Below are 21,716 nucleotides of genomic sequence, written 5' to 3' on the forward strand. Positions count from 1 at the left end.
CCGGCGGTCGGCTCCGGTGGCCAGTCGGGGTAGCCGGGGTCATGAGGGCCACGTCAGTCGTGGCGCTCCCACGGCTTTCCGAGGGGACGACGGCCATGCCAGTCAGCGTGGTCAGGGTGGTCGGGGTGGTCGGGGTTGTCGGGGTGGTTGGGGTGGTTGGGGTGGTCATGCGTCGCCCTCGCGGGTCAGGCTCACACCGAGCGGGACGACGGACGCAGCGAACGCGACGTCCTGGCTGAGGTCGAGGCGCAGGCAGGCGAACCCGGCACGACGGATCGAGGCGTCGAGGCGTCGGCCGTGCTCGGCGATGCGGGCGGTCTTGGGGACGGTGACCGTGCACACCGCGTAAGGGCGGGTCAGGGCGCTGCCGCGGGCCAGCTTGGCCTCGAGAGTGCGTACCTGCGCGGCGTCGTCGCCGGCCTGGGTGGTCTGCCTCATCCGGGCCCGCTGGCGCAGGCCCTCGCCCATGTCGGCTGTCCACTGGCTGCTGGCCGACTGCCGGGCCGCCTGGTGCTGGCTCAGGATCGGGTACGCGACGAGGTAGCTGCGCCGCTCCCCCGGGGTCGTCGGGGTCAGGACCGGAGCGAGGGCGCCGAGGACGGCTCCCCTGACGGGCAGGATGATCGTGGCGCTGATGGAGTTCCAGGCGTCGTGGCTGTAGTGCCGGGCCACCGGGTCAGCCCCCGAGGGTCCAGCCATCGCCCACGGCACGTCCACGTTGACCTCGCTCCCACCGCTCCCGGGAACTGCGGCGGAGCGGGTGGTGAGGGCGTCGATGATGCCGGCCCGGTCCCCGGGGGCGAAGCCGGTGCGGCAGGCCAGGGCCAGCTCGGGGCTGGTCAGCCACGTAACGCTGAGGACGCCCATGCCGCCCTTGAGCTGGGCCTCGACCTCGCTCATCAGCGCGGACAGCACCTGGGCGCGGCCCTCGACACCGCGGCCGGACTCCTTCGCGGCCCGGCCGATCCGGCTCTCGGGAACCACGATCGTCACGAACGCCTCGGTGCGGACCGAGGCCTGGGTCAGGGCCCGGTGCAGCTCGTCGTTGATGGTGCGCACCTGGGCCGGGCCGTCGGGGCGCCGGTGCCGCGCGACCCACTGGTCGCGTTCGGCCCCGTCGTCGGGGACGGCGCGGACCAGGAAGAGGACCTCGTCGATGAGCTCGGTCCGGCCGGCCTGGTCGAGCAGGTCAGCCAGCCCGCGACCCATCCGGGCACGCTCGTCACCGTCGCGCATCCCGGTACCCGGGTGGACGATGGCGGCGGTGGCGGCCCAGGTCCGGGCGGCGTGGTTCTGGATGACGGCCGCACGGGCGCCGGACAGCCCGGTGGGTGGGCCCTCGTGGATCTCGATCCCCGCCAGGGCGCCGGGCAGGTCGACCTCGCTCTGGTCCCTCGCCTGCCCTGACGAGGCCCGGGACGCGAACCGGGTCCACCCGGTCAGGGCGCCGACCGCGAACACGGTGCTGGCCAGGCCCCACCCCAGCGCGCTGCGGCCGCGGACCGGCACCACGGTCACCACCGTCACCACCGCGCAGATCAGCGCGAACACGCCCGCCGAGGCCCACGCCTGCCGCTGGAGCAGCCAGCACGCCGGCAGGCTCGACGCCGCGACGACCGCGGCCTGCCACCCGGTCAGCCCGAAGGGGAACCACCCGATGCGGGCCTTCGCATAGGCCCTGTAGACGGAGCTCATCACAGGTGACCTCTCTCCTCGTGAACGACATAGACGGGCTGGACGGGCTGGACGGGCTGGACGGGCTGGACGGGCTGGACGGGCTGGACGCAGGACGGGGTCACCCCGCGGTTAGACCGGGCTATACGGGGACGACGGCCACGGCCGCCTCGGCGCTGCCGGCGCCGGCCCCCCCACCGCCGGATCCGCCACCGGCGCCCTGACCGCCGGATCCGCCGCCGGCGCCGGGCGGTCTCGGGGTGGGGGGTGGCGTCGGCCCAGAGCGTGGCGCCATCCCAGGGCTGGTGCGGGGGTCGGGGTCGGTGGGGTCCGGCCCGGCGCCGTGGACGAAGGGGTTGTCCTGGTCCTGGTCCTGGTTGGTGGGGCCGGCGGTGTTCCGGCTGCCGAAGCGGCCCGGGCGGCTGCCGGCGAAGTCGGGGACGTAGGTGTTGTGCCCGACTCCCATCTGGTTGGTCAGGTCCGCGCCGAGCGTGGCCGCCCGCGACCCCATCCCGGCGGCCACCCCGATCCCGGCGGCCGCGACCCGCCCCACGCTGCCGAGGGCCCCGAGTGCGCCGCTGGCGCCTCCCGCGGACGTGGCGAACCGCTGGCTGGTGGCGGCCTCGGTGGAGGCCTCACCCTGCGATCGTCCCCCGGCCTCGCTGGTGGAGGCCGCGTCCGAGAAACCCCAGCTGCCGGAGCTGCCCGAGCTGCCCGAGCTGCCCGAGCTGCCGGGGGCGTCGGCGGAGGTGCTGTCGGTGCTGCGGCCGCGCAGCAGGCCTGAGAGTCCGCCCTGGGCAGACAGCCCAGACCGCATCGCGGCACCGGAGGAGGTGCCGGGGTCGACGAACGCCAGCAGCTTGAACAGGGCCAGCGGGACGAAGCAGCCGACCAGGATGAGCATCACCGCGGGCACGGCGGTGCCGACCGCCTTCTGCAGGGAGTCGGTCGCGGACAGCGCGACCTGGGAGGTGACCTGCACCCCGAGCCCGAGCATCAGCATCATCACCACGGGGGTGAACGCGGCCGCGTGGAACCACCGCAACGACGTCCAGAACCAGGTCCGCCCGCCCTCCCAGACCAGCCCGGCCGCGGCGATCGGGTTGGTCGCGGCCAGGACCAGCAGCGACGCGCCCCGGGCGAGCATGACCAGCAGGTGCCCGAACGCGGAGACGATCAGGAACAGGCCCATCACCCCCAGCACCGTGGCCAGCGTGCCGTCGGTGATGTCGGCGGTCGAGAACCCCGTCCAGGGCTGCCACGCGGCCATGGCGTCCACGTGCAGCAGCGACTGCATCAGCGCCCGGGTCAGACCGCCGGCCGCCGCGAGCACCGCCGACGCGTACACCACCCACGTGGCCCACACCATGACGAACTGGGCGCTGCCGACCAGGGCCCGGGCCATGCTGGCACCGTCGCGGCGGAACGCGGCAATACCGAGCTGGACCATCGCCAGGATCAGGACCAGGACGCCGGCGACCCAGAACGTGAACGAGTAGATCCCGCCCAGCGGCCCGGTCCCGGACAGGTCGGGGACCAGGAAGTCGTCCTCGATGCCCAGGACCAGCTTCAGCAGCCACAGGCCCGCGTTCCACAGGCCGAGCATCGCGGCCGTCCACCCGTCGGCGACGACCTTCCCCGCGGCGTTGCCGAGGTAGGAGAACGGGTTGAGGTAGTCGCCCCAGCTCATCGGTGTTGCTCCGCTCTGCTCGTTGGTCGGTGCTCGTCGGGATTCTGCTCGTCGTCGTCCTGCTCGTTCTGCTGGTCGGGCTGCTGGTCGGGCTGCTGGTCGGGCTGCTGGTCGGGCTACTGGTCGGGCTACTGGTCGGGGCTGCTGCCCCAGGGGCGCCATCCGGCCGGGGCGGCCAGAGCGGTCCCCGGCCACGTCGAGGGCGCCCGCGCCGGCGGGGCGCCGGGGGCGATGACCCAGCGGCCGCGCTCCCCGCCGGTCCACTGCAGCCGGGCGCAGTAGCCGTACGCGATCCGCGCCACGGCCGCCACGCGGGCCGTCACCGCCAGCAGGACACAGCCCACCACCCAGTCGGGGCCGTCGGTGGCCTTCACCTGGGCCGCGACCGGGACCGCGACCACCACCGCACCCAGCCCGCTCAGCCCGCCCTGATCGCTGACGCCGCTGAGGTCGTTGACGGACGGGCCGGCGCCGCTGGCGAGGAAGGCCTGGATGTTCGCGACCAGCTCCCAGGAGTCCGCGGGCGGTGCCCCGGGCGCCGACCACGCCCGGTACACCGTGTGGGCCGTCTCGATGGACATCCCCTGCAGCACCGTGGTCTCGATGGCCGCCAGCTGCCCGACCGCGCCCGTCGGGGTGTGGGGGTAGCCGGTGGGGACGCCTACGGGACCGACCCGGCCCGCCGCGGGGATGTCGAGCGGGGGGGCGGGACGGGCGGCGGGGGTGCCGGCACGGCTGGCCTGCGGCGGGACCGCCAGCATCGCCGCCGCGGCCATCGCGTCCCGCCGAGCCGGCCCGGGCGGCAGCGGCTCCCCGGCCGGGGCCCTCGCCGCAGCCTTCCCTGCGGCTCTGGCTGTGCCTGTGGGGGTGGCTGTGGTGAGCGTGTGGGTGGTGGGGGCGGTGGCGGTGATGACAGCGCTGTACCCGGCGTACCCGAGGCCACCGGCCAGGACGGCAGCGGCCAGCGCGACCCCCAGCAGGGACCGCAGCAGCCGCCGCCGGTCCCAGGGCAAAGCGTTGTGGTCAGCGTTGTGGTCAGCGCTAGCCGTGCGGGTGGGGGTGGTCATCCGACGCAGCCCGACCCGGTGATGCCGGCCAGCATGCCCGGCACGACCATGTAGGCGACCGCCGCGACGAACACGACCGCGACCCCGACGACACCGGCCTTGCTGGCATGCGGCATGGAGAACACCCGGCCGCCGACGACGGCGCCGATGGAGACGACGACCCCGACGACCATCAGGGCGAGCACGCCCCACAGGACGTACCCGGTCAGGGTGTCGACGTAGGTCTGCGCCCCGGGTGGGGCGACCGGGCAGACCGACGGCAGCGCACCGACGGCACTCACGGAACTGACGGCGCTGACGGCGCCGGTGAGGGTGTTCATGGGGGTGGTCCCTTCGGGTCGGTCTCGCTCGTGTCAGGGGTGCTGGGGGTCTCGCCTGCTGGGTCGAGGTGCTCGAGGTGTTCGAGGTGGTGCAGGAGGAGCGTCGCGGCCTGGAGCAGCGCGGGCGGCAGCGGAGCGGAGTCCAGGCCGCGGAGGGCCAGCTGCTTGTCGAGGGGCACGGTCACCAGGTGGCCGTGCGTGTCGCCGGCGCGGGTTCGCGGGCCCATCGCGGCGGCGAGGTGGCGGGGCCAGCGGCGCCGGGCGGGACCGACGACGGCGATCAGGGGGCGGCTGGCGCCCTGAATGCTCAGCATGGTGAGGGCGCTCTCGAGCCGGCGAAGCCCCGGGATCGTGGCTCGGGTGACGGCGACCACGGCCTCGGTGGTGGTCAGGGTCTGGCTGACCCAGCCTCCTGCGGTCAGCACCTGCCCTAGTTCCCAGCCGACGTCTAGGACGGTCAGGGCGGTGGCCGGTGGGGGCTCGTCGGGCAGGGGCAGCTCCTCGACCCCCCGGTGGGCTGCGGTGGGGCGGGCGACCCAGACCCGCTCGCGGCGGCCCAGGGACCACCCGTTCTCGCTCACGCCCAGCTCGGCCGTGACGGCACTGGTCAGACCGGAAGCGCCGGCGGTGCAGCACTCGATGACCCGGGCACGGCCGACCTGCGTGCCGACCCGGCCCGCGGGCCCGGTGGCGGGCTCGGTGGCGGGTCTGGTGGCGGGTCGAGTGGCGGCCTCGGTGGCGATCGCGAGGGCGAGCGTGGAGGCGCCCGCCTGACCCACACATCCCACCACCGGCAGGACCCGCTCGGTGGCGGCCCAGCGCAGATCAGCACCGGGTGGGTCGCTCGTGATGCCTCGTGGGGGGCCGAGAAGGTCCGGCAGGCCCGGCGGGCCCGCCAGGCTAGGTCGCTGGGCTGGCCGGTGTGCGGATCCGCGGAACTGACCCTGTTGCACGGCATGCCAGGCGCGGCGGAGCTCGTCGACACTCACCGGGCGGGCCGAGGCGCGGGCGCGGCTGCTCGCGCGGGTGCCGATGTCGGTGCCAGTGTCGGTGTCCGCGTAGGTGGTCATATCGCGGGTCCGGCGTCGAGGTCGGCCCGGCGCATCCGCAACGCGGTGCGCAGCTGCTCAGCGGGCAGAGCGGCCAGTGCGCTCTGGGCGGCGCGGGCCCGCTGAAGCCGCGCCCGACAGCCCTCGATGTCGGCAACGGCCGCGTCCTCGTCACGGGCCTCGCGCACCAGCCGGGCCAGGTCGTGGTCGTCAGTCACGTGCCTCGTCTTCACCACACCCGTCACCGTCATCCGCCTCATCACCGTCATCCCGTCATCCCCGTCATCCCTGTCACTGCGTCGCTGCGTCCATCACTCGATGCCTAAAGCGGGCCGGCCCGGGCTGGGGGCTCATCCTCAGGCCGGGATCTGGCCGTGCACGGTGTACGCGGTGTAGGCGGTGGCCATCGCCTGTAGGCAGGCGCTGGCGCGGCGACGCACCGTGGCCGACGAGACGCCCGTCTGGCCGGCCACGGTCAGCGCCACCTTCCGTGAGCACAGACCGCCCTGCCCGCAGCGGGTGCGGGTGACTCCGGCCTCGTCGGCGGCCACAGCCAACCGCAGCAGCAGGTCGACGTCGTCCTGCTCGACCACGCCATGGCTGAGCGCCCAGGTCAGGACCTCAGCCAGTTCCGTCTCGGCCGCCACCGACGTCGCCCCAGCTGCATCAGCTGTACCAGCGGCAGGGTCGAGAACGGCAGGACGTGCCTCGAGGGCACGCCACGAGTCGGCTCCCGGATCTAGGGGGACCGTGCGCGACCAGGCCGGGTCGACCTCGCGCAGGTGTGCCCCGACGCCGAGCTCGCGAAGGACCCCCCGGCGGGTGTTCATCACCACGTTCGCGGCGACCTTGCGCCGCCGCTGCCAGGGGAACTCGCGGACCTCGAGCCAGAGCTGCGCGGCGACCACCTCGTCGATCCGACCGGTCAAGGACCGCAGCCGGTGCGCGACCAGGGACGCCCCGGGCAGCAGCAGCCACGCCAACGCCCCCGTGGCGGCGAGGTCGTCGCCGCCGCTCGGGCTGGCCAGCCTGGCCAGGGTGTGAAGCACCTCGTCGGCGTCGTCCCGGGGCGCGCTGGCGATCCACCCGGGCAGGTCAAGCAGGTCACCCACCACCCGCAGCGCGCGGCACTGCTCACCCCAGGTCGGCCACAGGGCGCGTGCCTGAGCAAGCAGCGCCTGCTCCGGGTCCGCCAGCCCCAACTGTGTTCCCACGCTCATCGTGATGTCCTTCCGCCCCGCTGACTCGCGTCAGCCCGTGACAGCTGGGTGCCAGCTGGTGCCAAGCCCCTGTTGCTGGCACGGCACGAACGGTCGCGCGGGGACATCCCCGCACTCGTCCCCCCTGGACCACAGCCATCGCCAACCCGAGACGTCCCTCCCCCTTCTCAGGGCCTGCCAAGACGTCCCCCACCCACAGGCAGGCGCCGCCTCCGCCCTCCCCTCCGCCCCGCGTCCCCCACGTTCCTGCAGGTCAGCGGGCTGCTGGGTCCTCAGATGCGGTCACGTCCCCCCAACGTCCCCCCGAAAGTTCACGACAAGGGCTGCCCGAGCCTGGCACCGGGCCGAAAGGGGCTCTATGCGGGCACGTTCCCTTGGTGAAAGCCGACGCCAGCCACCGTCGGCACCGTGTACGGCATGCCCCAGTGCAGGCGATCCTGCGTGGGGACAACGGTGACAGCGACCGGGAGGACGTTCGCACGCTCAACCACGTCCGCGTGTGGGGGCGGACATCGGCACCAGCCACCAGACATCCTCGATGAGCGGGCGCGTCACTCCGCCCAGATAGGGCGTGTGTGGGTCCTGCCGCCCACCACCCCGAGTGCGGCCTCGCAAGGTTGGCGGATTCGCGGCTCTTCACAAACGAGGGTGTAGGTCTCGCAGGGTAGCTCGGCGCGTCGGTCCCGGGGTAGGTGTCGAGGTCTCCCGAAGATGGAAGTTCTCACACCACCCATCTGGAAGACCTCGACGTGTCTCACGCTACCTTCGCGCGCCCTGACCTGACGACCTTTACCCGTCTCGACGAGCTCGGACTCGTGGCGACCGGGCAACGCCTGGAACCCGGGCGGGCGGTCCTCGCCTGCCGAGTCGTGGAACCCGACCGGTGGTGCCACCGCTGCGGCCTCGAGGGCGTCGCTCGCGACACCGTGGTCCGCCGGCTCGCGCACGAACCGTGGGGGTGGCGCCCCACGACGTTGACCGTCACGATCCGCCGCTACCAATGCCCCGACTGTGGCCACGTGTGGCGCCAGGACACCTCCCGAGCGGCCGAGCCACGGGCCAAGCTGACGCGGCGAGCCCTGCGGTGGGCGCTCGAAGCGATCGTGTGTCAGCACCTGACCGTAGCCCGCGTCGCCGAGGGCCTCGCGGTCTCGTGGAACACCGCGAACGACGCCATCCTCGCCGAGGGCCGCCGGGTGTTGATCGGCGACCCCACCCGGTTCAACGGCGTCCACGTCGTCGGCGTCGACGAACACGTGTGGCGGCACACCCGGCGCGGCGACAAGTACGTCACCGTCATCATCGACCTCACACCAATCCGCAACGGTACCGGCCCTGCTCGGCTCCTCGACATGGTCGAAGGCCGCTCCAAGCAGGCGTTCAAGCAGTGGCTCGCCGTCCGGCCGCAAGCCTGGCGCGACCAGGTCGAGGTCGTGGCGATGGACGGCTTCACCGGGTTCAAGACGGCCACCACGGAAGAGCTCCCCGCCGCCGTTGCGGTCATGGATCCCTTTCATGTGGTGCGCCTGGCCGGGGACGCGGTGGATGCGTGCCGGCGGCGGGTCCAGCAGGACCTGCACGGACACCGCGGTCACAAGGACGATCCGCTGTACAAGGCCAGGCGGACCCTGCACACCGGCACCGACCTGCTCACCGACTCCCAGCGGCAGCGACTGACTGCCCTGTTCGCGACTCGCGCGCACGTCGAGGTGGAAGCGACCTGGGGCATCTATCAGCGGATGATCGCTGCGTACCGCGATCCCGACCGCGGCCACGGTCGCGAGCTGATGACCGCGCTGATCGCCTCCGTCAGCGACGGCGTCCCCACCGCGCTGGCCAAGGTCGCCAAGCTCGGCCGCACCCTGGCGAGCCGAGCCACTGACGTGCTGGCCTACTTCGACCGGTCCGGCACCTCGAATGGACCCACCGAGGCGATCACCGGCTTCGACGAGCGGTATAAGGCGCCGGTCCTGACCCTCCGGCGAAAACCGGGGCCACCCAGCAGTTGTCCTCGAGCCGGGGAAGGTGTACTGCTGAAGCAGGACCGGGCGCCCTAAGGGGTCAGGCGGAGGTCATGGGCTGCCACGTCTGCCCGCCATCTTTGCTCGTGTAGGACGTCGTCGCGGGTTGGCACGACGTCTTGGTCCCGTCGGGGCACTGGTCGGAGGTGACCACTGCCGTGAGTGACGTCGCGCTGGCTGCGCTGAGATCGCTGACGCCAGAGGGGAGACCGTTGGTCGAGAGCAGGGTCGGGGCCTTGTTGGTCGAGGCGGTGGTACCGGCGGGCTGGGCGGTGACCACCCGCGATCCGTCGGGGGTGGCCATGACGGCGGTGGCTCCGGCCAGGCTGCTCGGGAGGGAGACCCCGGGTCCGACGACAGCGGTCACGTCGGTCGCCTGGGAGGCCGACCAGGCGCCACTGTCTTGGCGTGAGCAGGTCTTCCAGGTCGCTCCACTGGTTGTCGCGGTGGTGACAGCGACCACGATGCCTCCGGTCGAGGATGCGCCGAGGACGGCCAAGGCCGCGTCCACGGTGGTGCACCCCTGCAGACTGACCGGAGCCCAGGTCGTGCCGCCGTCCGTGCTCTCGGCCAGGCCGGACGACAACGGGCCGGTGACGGCCCAGAGGCCGCCGCTGTCTGCGGTGACGGTGGCGACGTTCGCCGCGACGTGCCCGGTCCACAGCGTGCTCGCCGTCGTCGTCGGGGCTTCGTACCACTGACTGGTCACGAAGTTGGAGCTGCTCTGGGCCCGCACCAGGAGCCCCGCGACTACCCCGCTGTTCATCACCAACCGCACTGCGCCGGCGCCGACGCCGGCGCCGACGCTGGCGCCGGCAGGGGGCGTGAGCGTCACGGGTGCCCAGGCGGCACCGCCATCGCTGGTCGTCCACACTCTTGGTCGGCCGGAGACGATTGCGGCGATGTAGGCGCTGGTGGGGCCAGCCGCAACGTCCTGGATATCGGCTGGTGCCGCGGGCAGTGCCGGAAGCGTGGTGTACGTGGCCCCCCCGTTCCGGCTGAGCTGTATGCGGCGGTCGCTCCGGACGGAGACGACGCCCCCCGGATCAGACCGGGCAATGACGTGGCCAGTTGCCGTCGAAGCGCCCGTCGATGTGGGAGCGGTGGCGCCTGAGCTGCCGGCTTGCTGCTGTCCACAGGAGGACACGGCAACGACCACCGCCAGTCCCACCAGGCCGGACGTGAGGCGACTAGACCGGTGGGCCTGCCGTGCCCGGCGTCCGCTGCTGACCGCAACGGGACCGTCAGGATCCGTAAACCGGACCATTGGCGCTGTCGGTGTCGATGTTGAGGGTGATGCCGCCGTGAGTCTCATTGTGTCCTCCCTGGTACTGCTTCAGACGTTGACCGTGTGACCAGGCGTTAGACGGCACAGGGGTCAGAACATTGGTGTCGCTGTTGTTGTCGTAGAGAGCGCCCCAGATGAAGTTGGGGGGCGGGGAACCCGCGTAGTCAGAGAGGTACGAGCCGGCGGTCGAACCATAGACGCCGGATGCCTGGCGAGGAGTGCTCCCGAGGTAGCTATTCCACGCCTTGATGAAGGCCTGCGCCGACGCGCGGCACGCACTCGTCCCGTTGAAGGCTTCTAAGTCGTACACGACTGGGGTGTTGTAGTCCGTCCCTGGCGAGAAGCCGAGGGAAGTTAAAGCGCGGACAGCGGCTTGCGCTTCGGCGGTCCCTTGCGACGACGCAGTCGCGGTGTTGCTCGAGATGCGCGGTGCGGTGGAGGGGCCGGACCAGCAGGCACTTTGAGGACCCACCCAGATCGGCTCGAGATACCAGGCTTGGCTAGCCGTCACCTGGCTCACCCAGCTCGCCGTGAGGTTGGGCTGGGAGCACCCTCGGTTGGACCCGCCGATATAAACCCCAAGCCAAAAATAGGGCGACGGCGACGGGTACCAGGCCGCCATCGTAGACGCGGACGGAGCCGAGCACGTATCGAAGCCCTTGAAGGTCGTGACTACCACCCGCGCCTCAGCGCTCTGTGACGTTATGACAGGGCTAACGGCTAGGGACAGGACGGCGCAAACACCGCCGATCGCCAACGGGTCCTAGGTGACGAAAGTCGTGCTCTCAAGCGACGCGCCGTAGTCATTGAAACTCCCCCAAGCAGGAACCACCCGCATAAATCCATCAGTCGTAACGGCTGGGACGCTACTCTCGCCGTTCGTACGTGTCAAGGCAACAGACGCCTCAATTTGTTGCGCGCGCCTGACTCCATCGCACACTCCGTAACATTTCCCTGCCAAGGCCCGTGAAGCTCGCAATAAAAGCACGCGGCGCCCGTGACCTCGGTGATCATGGCTGTTGTCAAGGCAGTCCTGGTCACGAAGGTGAGGTCACGGGCGTGGTTCAGCGTACGCAATGTGCAGGTGCTTCGGCACGCGAGATCGAGGTAGGGGCGAGCTTGCTGCTTGGGCTCGAGGGGTTGGACGTCCTGCAGGTCGTCGGCGACGAGGACGACGAGGGCGGGGGCGGGGGTGTTCGGGTGGTGCATCTGGTCACCGGGGACGAGCAGGCGGCGGCGTGCCCCACGTGTGGGGTGGTCTCGTCCTCGGTCAAGGGGTGGGCGACGACGCGCCCGCGGGACCTGCCGTACGGGCCGGAGCCGGTGCGGTTGGTGTGGCACAAGCGGCGGTGGCGGTGCCGGGAGCCGTTGTGTTCGCGCGGCTCGTTCACCGAGTCCTTGCCCGCGGTCCCCGCGCGGGCCCGGCTGACCACGCGCCTGCGCGCGGCGTGCGGGGCCGGCGTCGCAGACGGGTTCTCCTGCGTGTCCGCGTCCGCGGCATACCACCACGTCAGTTGGCCCGTGGCGCACGCCGCGTTCATCGAGCACGTCGACCCCGTCCTCGCCCGACCGCTGCCGATCACCCCGGTCATCGGGATCGACGAGACCCGCCGAGGCCGGCCGCGGTGGGCGCAGGACCCGCTCACGCAGCGGTGGTCGGTGGTGCACGAGCGATGGCACACCGCCGTGGTCGACGCGGCCGGCACCGGGGGCCTGCTCGCTCACATCGACGGGCGCACCTCGAACTCGGTCGCGCAATGGGTTGCTGCGCAACCAGAGTGGTGGCGTGACGCGGTCACCCACGTGTGTATCGACCTGTCCGCGTCGTACGCGAAAGCCGTGCGTGACGCACTGCCGACGGCGACGCTCGTGGCCGACCGGTTCCACCTGGTCCAGCTCGCGAACACCATGGTCACCGACGTGCGCCAGCGCACCACGCGAGAGGAACGCGGCCGCCGGGGCACCGCGAAAGACCCGGAATGGACCAACCGGCGCCGGCTGCTGACCGCGCACGAACGCCTCCGCGAGTGCACGTTCGCAAAGATGTGGAACGACCTGCTCGACGAGGGCCACCTCGGGGTGCAGGTCGTGCAGGCCTACATCGTCAAGGAGGAGCTGCGGGCCCTGCTCGCCCTCGCGGCGACCACCACGACGACCCCTGATCGGGAGCGGATCTCGCACCGGCTGTTCCGGTTCTACTCCCGCGCCGCGAGCTGTGACATCCCCGAGGTCCACCGCCTCGCTGAGACCATCGAGGACTGGTGGCCCGCGATCGAGGCGGGCCTGCGCACGGGCTACTCCAATGCGCGCTCAGAGGGCTACATTATCTGGAGCCCTCCGGAGGGTGTGTCCGACGTAGCTCACGAGGCCGATCCGGTGCGTCAGCGACACGTTATCTGGAGCATGTCTTCGACGTCCCCCACGTGGCTGGCGGGTCGGAGTAGAAGAGTAGGTATCCGGCTGGAAGCCGGTGCAGGCCGACCTCGAGGTGGCGGTGCTGGTGAAGGCGCAACGGGTGCTCATGCCGGTGACGGGGGTGGAGTCGTGGACCGTCGTCGACGACGACTTCGGTCCGGTCGAGGCGGCGGAGCGGTACCTGGCGTTCCTGTCCTCGATCGAGCGGTCGCCGAACACGGTGCGGGCGTACGCGCACAGTCTGGCGTTGTGGCTCGAGTTCCTCGCCTTGAGACGCGTCGACTGGGCCAGCGCCGGAGTCGAGGACGTCTCACGGTTCGTGTCGTGGCTGCGGGCACCGGCCGCGAACGTCATCGTGCTGGATGCTGCAACGGCCCGCCGCAGCGAGGCCACCGTCAACCGTCACCTGGCGGGCGTGTTCGGCTTCTATGACTTCCACGCCCGCACGGGTGTGGCCCTGGCTGAGTCGTTGGTCGCGTGGCGCCGTGTACCGAGGGGGTCGTTCAAGCCGTTCCTGCACCATGTCACCAAGGGACGCCCGATCGCGACCAGACCCGTCAAGCTCAAGGCACCGAGGCGGCTGCCGTCCACGCTGAGCGTTGAGGAGGTCGCGGTGATCCTCGGCGCCTGCACGCGGCTGCGAGACAGGTTCCTGCTCGCGCTGCTGGCCGAGACCGGGATCAGGGTGGGTCAAGCGCTCGGGCTGCGCCACAGCGATCTGATCTCTCGTCGGTGCGAGCTGCGGATCGTGCCGCGTGACGACAACGCCAACGGCGCCCGCGCCAAGACCAAAACCGTTGCCGTGCTGCCCGTTTCAGCGCCGCTGGTGCGCCTGTACAGCGAGTACATGCACACCGAATACGGCGACCTGGACAGCGACTACGTCTTCGTCAACCTGTTCGCGGCACCGGTCGGGCGACCCCTGCGGTACGACGCGGTCGCGAAGCTCGTGGCCCGCCTGCGGGCCGGGACCGGGATCGAGTTCAGCCCCCACATGCTGCGCCATACCCGGGCGACGGAGCTGATCCGGGCCGGTGTCCCGATCGAGATCGTCTCGAACATGCTGACCCACCGCTCGGTCGTGACCACGAGCGAAACGTACGTCCATCTCGGTGTCGAGGACGTGCGGGCCGAGCTCGTCCGCGCGGGATTCTGGGTCGAGCGGCCAGCCACTCGCCCGGTCCTGCAGGCGGACCCGTCATGACCATCGCGCTGCACGCCAACCGGGCTGGCGCGCTGAGCCTGCTGGACAAGCTGGGAGCGGCTGTCCGACCGGAGTTCGCGGTCGACCTGATCCACATCGATCCCACCCACCCCGTCTTCGCGCGCGGGCAGTGCCGCGTCACCGACTGCGAACGCGGCGCCTGGACCAAGTTGCTGTGCAACAGCCACTACGGACGGTGGGTCCACGAGGGCCGCCACGACCTGGACCTGTTCGCGGCCACGACCGGCCCGGTGGTCGGCGGTCACAGCGACCGGATCGACGCGTTCGATCTTCGCGGGTTGCCGTTGCAGCTGCGGTTGGAGGTGGCCTACTCCATTCAGATCCGCCACGATCATCGAACGATCCGCCTCGTCCCGATGATGATCAACCGCCTCGTGAGGCTGGTCAGTACCGCCAGGGTCGACTCGCTGCTGGACCACGGGCTGGAGCGCTGGACCTTGCTGGCCCTCGAGCACGGCCTGACCGACACCGGTGGCCGGGCGATGGGCCAGCTGCGTTTCGCGTGGCGGCAGGTGCTCGACCTGGACGAGGGCATCGACGCCGAGGCCGAGTTCGCTCGAGACACCTGGCGGGCAGCCGCACTCGGGGCGCGACCGTCGCCGAAGAAGGTCCCACCCATTCGGTTCGACCACATCCCACAACCGTGGCTGCGTGAGGCGATCAAGCGAGCCTGCCGCTACCGGCTCGGCGCCGGTAAAGCGTTCGGATCGGTCAGCATCGACGAGCGTGCCCTGCGCTGGTTCGCCGGGTTCCTGCATCACCATCACCCGGACGTCGATGATGCCAGCGGGATCAGCCGGCAGGTCCTGGAGCACTACCTGTCCTGGCTCACCGCGGCGCCGCAGTTGTCGGGCAACACGACGAACACCTACCTGGTCATCCTGCGCAGCTTCCTGCAGGCCTGCCACCGCCACGACTGGATGCCCGGCCTCTCCGGTCACGCCGCGCTGTACCTGGACGAGCTGCCACCGCGGCCGCGTCCCCTGCCACGGTTCATCCCCGAGTTCGTGATGGCCCAGCTCGAGGACCCCAACAACCTCGCCCTGCTCCCCGACGAGACCACCCGACACCTGCTGATCCTCATCCAGGAGACCGGCCTACGCGCCAATGACGCCTGCCTGCTCGAGTACAACCCCGTCATCGTCGACAGCGCCGGCTGGCCCTGCCTGAAGTACGTCAACCACAAGATGTCCACCGAGCAGCTCGTCCCGCTGTCGCAGCGGGCCGCCGACGCCGTCCGCGCCCAACAACTGCACCTGAGCAGCCGCTGGCCAGCCGGATGCCCGAAGCTGTTTCCCTCGCCTCACGCCAATCCCGATGGGGCCCAACCATTCTCCTACGCCACCCTGCGCCAGCGCCTAGCCGACTGGCAGGAGAAGATCAGTCTCCACGACGAAGCCGGCCAGGCCGTGTCCGTCACCGCGCACCAGTACCGTCACACCCTCGGGACCCGGTTGATCAACGCCGGTGTGCCGCAGCACGTCGTTCAGAAGATGCTCGGCCACGCCTCACCCCAGATGACCGCCCGGTACGCCACGATCCACGACGCCACCGTCCGCGCGGCCTTCGACGACTACCAGCAGCGGCGCGTGGACATCCACGGTGACCGCCTCCCGTTCGACCCCCACGGTCCCAGCGCCGACGCCGAGTGGATCAAGCACAACCTCGCCCGGGTGCAGGCCAGCCTGCCGAACGGCTACTGCGGACGACCACCGCAGCAGGACTGCCCACACCCCAACGCCTGCCTGACCTGCCCGGACTTCCAAACCACCACGACGTTCCTGCCGATCCACCGGCGCCAACACGACGACACCCTCGAACTGATCGACCTGGCCGAGCACCGCGGCAACCACCGGCTGGCCGACAACCACCGCAAGGTCGCCGACAACCTCACGAGGATCATCTCCGCGCTGGAAACCCTCGAGACCCTCGGGATCCATGACGCCCCAGCCGGACAGGACACCCCCGATGCGCGCTGACAACACCACAGCCCTCACTGCCGCGAGCCGGCACCGAGCCGAATCGGCTCGGGAGCGGGCCCGCGCGGCCATCCATACCCTCGACCACGCTGGCACCCCCATCACCTACGCCGCCGTCGCTCACACCGCCGGCGTCTCGCGGACCCTGCTCTATCGCGATCCCCAGCTCCGCGAGCAAATCAACCGGCTTCGAGCTCCCGCCACCCGCAGCCCCCGTCAACCCGCAGCCCAACGGATGAGCCAAGCCTCCCGCGACGAACAGCTGACCACCCTCCGCCAGGAACTCCACACCCTGCGAGCAGAGAACCACGCGCTCCGCCTGCAACTCGCCACCCGCATCGGGCAGGACCGCACCGCCGGCCGCGACGCCCCCGTCAGCGACATGTAGCCGACGCAGACATGCAGGTCACCGGCCACATCCGACCAAGTGCTCCAGATAACGTTCAACCGCCTCGCCAAGCACGTCGGCCGCGACGCCTTCGGGTTCCGCAACGTCATCAACCACCGCCGCCGCATACGCTGGGCCTGCACCCGCCAACACCGGCGGAAGCCAGTCATGACCCACGAGGAGCCCGGCTAACTTCGAAGAGCCATCAATGGTCGACTCGCGCACCTCCGCGGGTCCGCCCTCGGGTTCCGCAACCTCACCAACTACATCGCCCGCTCCCTACTCGAGAGCGGCGGCTTCAGACCTCAACTACACCCTGCTTTGTGAAGAGCCACTTAAGGTTGGCGACCCGCGGACCCTAGCGGGAGCCGGCCTGCAGCTCACGCCGCGAAGGGACAGCTTCGCCGTGCGTCCTTCCGCCGCGAAGGGGCCGTCCCCTCTCGCGGCTGGGTGCCGCCCGGTACCGGGCGATCGGGCGACAGTTCACCGCCGCCGTGTGCGTTGCCTGCGTCGCTCCACGCAGCTGACGGGGCAGCTCATGGCCGACGCTTCCTTTGCACCACGATCCCCTGCTCGCGGGCGGTGGAGATCGATCTCCGCGTCATGGAAACGGCCGCGCCGAGCACGACCAAGAGGACCATAAACATCACGAGCAGCAGCCACGGGAATGGCCTGTTCGCATGAGCGGCAAGGAAGACGACGATGGCACAAAGGACGAACATTCCCCCAATTAGCCAAGGGAACATCCTCAACTGCCTCGCGGCAGAGTTGACGTACGCTTGAGCAATACCGCCATCCTCGTCCGCGATCGGCTGCTGGCGGCGCAGCATCTTGACCACCCGCCGGATGTCACGCGGCTCCCCGCCGACCAGCAGGTCCCTAGCCGTGCCTGGTCGGTGAAACCGTCGCGACACGAACCACACCTCAACCGGTAACACGATTAGCAGCGACGCCCCGAGCACGATTATGAACAGTCACGTCGGCGGTGAGTGGTGGCCCGGGGCGGCTGTCGGTTCGGGCGAGACCCAATGTGTAATCGCGAGGAGGACGGCCGTCGCAGGCAGAACCGGCAGCAAAGTCAGCCACATGCGGCGCAACGCCCGCCTAAGGCGGTCGCGCTGCTGAGGCGTCAGGTCGTTCTTGGCGTCGCTGCGCCCCGTCATATCCCCCCTGAGCTACTGTCCTTGACCGTCTGGATGGTAAACCATCCACCGGCCGGTCCGCGGCCACTCACAAGAACATCGCGCCGCCCACTCCGCTTTGAGAGGGGCTGTCCCCTCCGTCGCGCAAGCGGCCGTGTCCTTCCGGCCGTGTCCTTCCGCGAGAGCGGCCGTCCCCTTCCGCCGCGAGAGCGGCCGGTCCACACCGCCACGAGAGCGGCTGTCCCACACCGCCGCGAGAGCGGCTGTCCCACACCGCCGCGAGTGCGGCTGTCCCACTTCGCCGCGAGTGCGGCTGTCCCACACCGCCGCCTGTGGACGCGGCTGCGTTGTCCGACCGGGTCTAGCGTCGATCCGTCCATGTGCCTGGCCGTGTCAGCGGCGAGCGGGGTCTGGGCGTGTCGGTGAGGTCGCCGCGAGAGGTGACGTCATGCCCAGCCCCACTGCTCTTCTTCCGTTCCAGCCCGCCACGATGTCCACGGCGCAACTAGCGGCAGTGTCCTACCTCGCGCGCTACACCGGGCGCACCCACACCCTGTACGCGTACCAGCTGCGAGAATGGTTCACCTGGTGTCAGACCCACGCACTCGACCCGCTCATGGGGATCCAACGCGCCCACGTTGAGCTGTACATCCGCCAACTCGGCGACCGCCCGATGATGGACTCCACGGTCAACACGATGATGCACGCCGTCCGCGGCTACTTCCGCTTCGCCCACATCGACGGCCTCATCACCGCCGACCCCGCCGTCTACGCCCGGCTCCCGAAGATCCACCAGGACGAGTCCCGCACCCACGGCCTGGACCGGCTCGAGCTCATCCGGTTCCTCCAGGTTGCCCCGACCCTGACCGTCCACCACGGAGCCCTCGCCTACCTCCTCGGCATCAACGCCCTCCGCGCCTCCGAGGCCGCCGCGGTCCGGATCGAGGACTACGCCGACACCCTGCGCGGCTACCGCGTGCTCCACCTCGTCGGCAAGGGCAACAAGCCCGCGACCATGCCGGTCACCGTCCCCGTGCTGCGGGTCCTCGAGGCCTGCCGCGGACAGCGCACCACCGGGCCCCTGATCCTGCGTCCCCTCTCAGGTCGGCCGGTCGACCGGCGCGACGTCTACCGGATGGTCACCCGCATCGCCACTGCCGCCGGCATCCCCCGGCACATCAGCCCCCACTCGCTGCGGCACGCCGCGATCACCAACGCCCTCGACGCCGGTGTCCCCCTGCGCGACGCGCAGATCCTCGCCCGGCACGCCGACCCCCGCACCACCGAGCACTACGACCGCGCCCGCGGCAACCTCGACCGCCACGGCGTCCACTTCCTCACCGCCTACGTCGCCGGCGTCTGACCGGGCTCAGGAACCAGCATCCATTACAGAAGGAAGGGGCTACGCCGATGTCTGTTCATGCCGATCAGCGGAAAGGTTGCGGGACACCCCTCATCGTCTGGTTGACGCTGGCGGAGCGATCACGAAGCGGCGCCCACGTTGCCGGACCCCCGGTCTATGTTGTAGAGGCACAGGGCTGCCGACCTGGCTGTCGTCGTTGTGCTGACGGACAGCGCACTGGACATGGTCACGGGCCGCTCAACGGATGCGCCCGAGTCACTGATGATCTCGATCAGAGTCTCGGCCGAACCGCGGGAGTCCCAGTGTTCCCGGACGAGAGCGGCGTGTAGCCGGACATCGGGTTCCTGGCCCGGTGCGCACAGCCCCTCCATCGACTCGTGTAGATCAGGGCTCCTGGCTATCTCTTGGCCCAAAGCCCAGATTCGATCCATCATGAGGTTGCGGGCAACGACTGAGCCCCCCGATGCGCTTGCCGCAGCCCATTGCGCCCAAGCTTCGCGCCAGTCACCCACGAGATCCGTCACGGCCACAGCGTCGCATCCCTGGAGCATGGGTGCAGTCACCGCACAAGGTCAGTGAGGCGGATTCAACTGTGCCGGGATCCGCGAGGGCCCCCCGACGTGCCCCACTCCGGCTCCCTTCTGTTGTCAAGGGGTCGTGACGAGGGCCCGCTGGTGGGTCTTCCGTGGAGCTAGGGCCGGGCGTAGCGTCGGTGCTGCGGGTCCGGGAAGTGGCTGATCCGAAGTGTCGATGTGCGGGGGTAGGTCGGCCGCGCTGGATTCTTGAGACGCCCCGCAGTGCCCTCCCGGACCCGCGTCAGCCTCACGTTCGGCGTCGCGTTCGGCGTCGGCGAGGAGCTGGCGATAGATGGCGTCGGAGATCCGGCGTTTGAGGCACCTCAGCGCCTCGAGCGGCTTCTTGCCCTCGGTGCGCTTGCGCCGGTAGTAGGCCTTACCGTCGGTGTCCTGGCGCAGCTGGGTGACCGCGGCGATGTGGATCATGTGGTTCATCCGCCGGTTCCCCGCGCGGGAGAGCCGGTGGCGGTTCTGCTCCCCGGACGACGCGTCCAGCGGCGCCGTCCCGGTCCACGACGCGAACCGGTTGCGGTCGGCGAACCGGGTCACGTCACCGACGTCGGCCAGGACCCGGGCGGCGACCACCGGCCCGACGCCATAGATGTCCATCAAGCGTGACCTGCGGGCCACGACGATCGCCTTAAGCTCGGCGGAGGCCTTCTTCATCTTGACCTCGACCGCGACCAGCTCGGCCAGCTCCTCCACGGCGATCCGCCGACGGGTCCGGCCGGCGATGTCGCGGGGGCGGACACCGGCCAGCATGGCCTTGGCCTGGGCGGTGGACAGGTCACGTTTCGCCTGTCCCGGAAGGAGTTCAGCCAACAACGCCTGCAGCCGGTTGACGGTCTCCACCCGCCTGCGGGTCAGGGCCTCACGCCGGTCGGCGAGCATCCGCAGCGCCTCGAGCTCCCCGTCGACCTTCAAGACCCGCAGCCCCTCGGTGCGGACGGCGACCACCGCGATCGAGTGCGCGTCGAGGGCGTCGGTCTTGCGGTTGTGGCCGGTGTCGAACAGCCGCACCCGGGCCGCGAGCTTGGCCGGGACGTCGACAACGTCGTCCCCGTCCTCGAGCAGCCGCTGGGCCAGCGGGCGACCGGCGCCGTTCGCGCCCTCGACCGCCCACACCCGATGAGGCCACGCCTTGACGTACCTGCGCATCGCGGCGTAGCCCGCCGCGTCGGTCGTGAACCGACCCGAACCGAGCAGACGCTCCTGTCCGTCGACGACCTCGATCGTCGCGGACAGCTTGTGCGGGTCGACGCCGATGACGACGGGTCCTGTGTCCTTCGTGTGATCCGTGTGTTCCATGTGCTGCTCCTGCCTAACACTCGTGCCGATGAGGGGACGGCGAGGTGGGCAGTGCTACTACGAGCAGGGCAGTCCCTTCTTGAGCCACGCCTCGTCACAGTGACCGGCGGGCTGCAGACCGAAGGTGAGCCACACCGATACCGCTAGTGGGCAGCCGCAAAGAGAGCCGCCCGCCGATCACCTAGACCGAGTCTGGCCAGACACCGGTCCTGCAGGGAAGTCTCTAGTAGCCGCGTAAGCGGCAGTCCCCTTCTGCCGCGAGCACCCCCGTCCCACCCCGCCACCCTCACGGCTCGCGGCAGTTGTCACCATCGGGTGGCAAGATCCGCATGTGGGCACCCTCGACGACTTGGCAACGGTCCCGAGCCGCCTCGCGCGCCTTCGCGCGTCCGCCGGGGTCGACGACGTGTTTGGCTTCCACGGGCACCGCTTCGAACTGCGGGTGCCACTTGCCGATGACCACCTGGAGTCACTCGAGAGTCGCTGGGGTGTGACCCTTCCTGCCGACTACCGTTTCTTCTTGACCAAGATCGGTGACGGCGGCGCCGGCCCCGGTTACGGCCTGTTCCCCGTCGGACAGTGCGGCGACTCAGCGACCGAGACCGAACCGTGGGATGAGTGGATGGTCAGCGATCTGCGCACCTCCTTCCGCCTGAGCGAACCGTGGAACCTCCCCGACGCGCAGCTTGTCCCACCGGACTTAGGCGACGAGGGCATGGAGCGGTGGTTCGAGCACAAGGACACTGTCTACTTTGACCTGGCGCTCATCAACGGCACGATCCCGATCGCACATCAGGGGTGCGCCTACTGGGACCGACTGGTCGTGAGCGGACCCCTGGCCGGTCAGGTCTGGACCGATGGCCGGGCCGGCGACGAAGGCATCCGGCCCGCGTCTCCCGTGCGCTTTACCGAGTGGTACCTGCACTGGCTTGACGCCTGCGAAGCCTCCCTGACTCCATGACAGCCGAGTAGCCCACATCGCCGCGAGTGCG

The 21,716-nt window shown here is 70.4% G+C and carries 17 protein-coding genes and 1 pseudogene; 7 read left to right on the forward strand and 11 right to left on the reverse strand.

The window, feature by feature from the left end; translation table 11 throughout:
- Positions 1 to 165: 165 nt before the first annotated feature.
- The 7 genes from V3N99_08285 to V3N99_08315 all read right to left on the reverse strand — a co-directional run bounded on the left by V3N99_08285 (position 166) and on the right by V3N99_08315 (position 7,020).
- On the reverse strand, positions 166 to 1,695 hold the full coding sequence (locus V3N99_08285; GenBank protein ID MEO3936744.1) for an SCO6880 family protein: 1,530 nt from the start codon (positions 1,693 to 1,695) through the stop codon (positions 166 to 168).
- Positions 1,696 to 1,816: 121 nt separating this feature from the next.
- A complete protein-coding gene (locus V3N99_08290; GenBank protein ID MEO3936745.1) occupies positions 1,817 to 3,364 on the reverse strand; it encodes a hypothetical protein in 1,548 nt (515 codons plus the stop codon).
- Positions 3,365 to 3,492: 128 nt separating this feature from the next.
- Positions 3,493 to 4,431 (reverse strand): hypothetical protein, encoded by a 939-nt coding sequence (locus tag V3N99_08295; protein MEO3936746.1) that lies wholly within the window; start codon positions 4,429 to 4,431, stop codon positions 3,493 to 3,495.
- Positions 4,428 to 4,751 (reverse strand): hypothetical protein, encoded by a 324-nt coding sequence (locus tag V3N99_08300; GenBank protein ID MEO3936747.1) that lies wholly within the window; start codon positions 4,749 to 4,751, stop codon positions 4,428 to 4,430. The genes V3N99_08295 and V3N99_08300 overlap by 4 nt, the downstream gene beginning before the upstream one ends.
- Positions 4,748 to 5,821, reverse strand: a complete 1,074-nt coding sequence (locus V3N99_08305) for a hypothetical protein (protein ID MEO3936748.1) — start codon at positions 5,819 to 5,821, stop codon at positions 4,748 to 4,750. The genes V3N99_08300 and V3N99_08305 overlap by 4 nt, the downstream gene beginning before the upstream one ends.
- Entirely contained in the window at positions 5,818 to 6,018 is a 201-nt protein-coding gene (locus tag V3N99_08310; GenBank protein ID MEO3936749.1) for a hypothetical protein, read from the reverse strand. The genes V3N99_08305 and V3N99_08310 overlap by 4 nt, the downstream gene beginning before the upstream one ends.
- A 138-nt stretch (positions 6,019 to 6,156) precedes the next feature.
- Positions 6,157 to 7,020 (reverse strand): hypothetical protein, encoded by an 864-nt coding sequence (locus tag V3N99_08315; protein ID MEO3936750.1) that lies wholly within the window; start codon positions 7,018 to 7,020, stop codon positions 6,157 to 6,159.
- Positions 7,021 to 7,769: 749 nt separating this feature from the next.
- On the opposite strand from V3N99_08315, the pseudogene V3N99_08320 reads away from it, so the two are divergent.
- A pseudogene (locus V3N99_08320) lies at positions 7,770 to 8,963 on the forward strand (ISL3 family transposase).
- 118 nt (positions 8,964 to 9,081) lie between these two features.
- On the opposite strand, the gene V3N99_08325 reads toward V3N99_08320, so the two are convergent.
- Positions 9,082 to 9,876 carry a hypothetical protein gene (locus V3N99_08325; GenBank protein ID MEO3936751.1) on the reverse strand — a complete coding sequence of 265 codons (795 nt, stop codon included), beginning with the start codon at positions 9,874 to 9,876 and terminating at the stop codon, positions 9,082 to 9,084.
- Between the two features lie 409 nt (positions 9,877 to 10,285).
- A complete protein-coding gene (locus tag V3N99_08330) occupies positions 10,286 to 10,951 on the reverse strand; it encodes a DUF1906 domain-containing protein (protein MEO3936752.1) in 666 nt (221 codons plus the stop codon).
- A gap of 1,848 nt (positions 10,952 to 12,799) precedes the next feature.
- Here V3N99_08330 and V3N99_08335 point away from each other — a divergent pair.
- The 4 genes from V3N99_08335 to V3N99_08350 are packed head-to-tail and all read left to right on the forward strand — an operon-like array spanning position 12,800 to position 16,528.
- Complete coding sequence (locus tag V3N99_08335; GenBank protein MEO3936753.1) at positions 12,800 to 13,948, forward strand: tyrosine-type recombinase/integrase; 1,149 nt, start codon at positions 12,800 to 12,802, stop codon at positions 13,946 to 13,948.
- Positions 13,945 to 15,948, forward strand: coding sequence for a tyrosine-type recombinase/integrase (locus tag V3N99_08340; protein ID MEO3936754.1), 2,004 nt, complete (start codon positions 13,945 to 13,947; stop codon positions 15,946 to 15,948). Before V3N99_08335 ends, V3N99_08340 begins: the two co-directional genes overlap by 4 nt.
- On the forward strand, positions 15,938 to 16,336 hold the full coding sequence (locus V3N99_08345; GenBank protein MEO3936755.1) for a DUF6262 family protein: 399 nt from the start codon (positions 15,938 to 15,940) through the stop codon (positions 16,334 to 16,336). Before V3N99_08340 ends, V3N99_08345 begins: the two co-directional genes overlap by 11 nt.
- A gap of 39 nt (positions 16,337 to 16,375) precedes the next feature.
- Positions 16,376 to 16,528, forward strand: a complete 153-nt coding sequence (locus V3N99_08350) for a hypothetical protein (GenBank protein ID MEO3936756.1) — start codon at positions 16,376 to 16,378, stop codon at positions 16,526 to 16,528.
- 344 nt (positions 16,529 to 16,872) lie between these two features.
- Here the strand turns inward: V3N99_08350 and V3N99_08355 are convergent, their stop codons facing one another.
- Positions 16,873 to 17,175 (reverse strand): hypothetical protein, encoded by a 303-nt coding sequence (locus tag V3N99_08355; protein ID MEO3936757.1) that lies wholly within the window; start codon positions 17,173 to 17,175, stop codon positions 16,873 to 16,875.
- Between the two features lie 751 nt (positions 17,176 to 17,926).
- Here V3N99_08355 and V3N99_08360 point away from each other — a divergent pair.
- Complete coding sequence (locus tag V3N99_08360) at positions 17,927 to 18,841, forward strand: tyrosine-type recombinase/integrase (protein ID MEO3936758.1); 915 nt, start codon at positions 17,927 to 17,929, stop codon at positions 18,839 to 18,841.
- A 647-nt stretch (positions 18,842 to 19,488) separates the two neighbouring features.
- Here V3N99_08360 and V3N99_08365 read toward each other — a convergent pair.
- Positions 19,489 to 20,724, reverse strand: a complete 1,236-nt coding sequence (locus V3N99_08365; protein MEO3936759.1) for an IS110 family transposase — start codon at positions 20,722 to 20,724, stop codon at positions 19,489 to 19,491.
- 331 nt (positions 20,725 to 21,055) lie between these two features.
- Between V3N99_08365 and V3N99_08370 the strand changes: the two genes are divergently transcribed.
- On the forward strand, positions 21,056 to 21,685 hold the full coding sequence (locus V3N99_08370; GenBank protein ID MEO3936760.1) for an SMI1/KNR4 family protein: 630 nt from the start codon (positions 21,056 to 21,058) through the stop codon (positions 21,683 to 21,685).
- The last annotated feature ends 31 nt before the right edge of the window (positions 21,686 to 21,716 follow it).

It is taken from the genome of Dermatophilaceae bacterium Soc4.6 (assembly GCA_039889245.1).
In the GTDB taxonomy this organism is placed as follows: Bacteria; Actinomycetota; Actinomycetes; order Actinomycetales; family Dermatophilaceae; genus Lapillicoccus.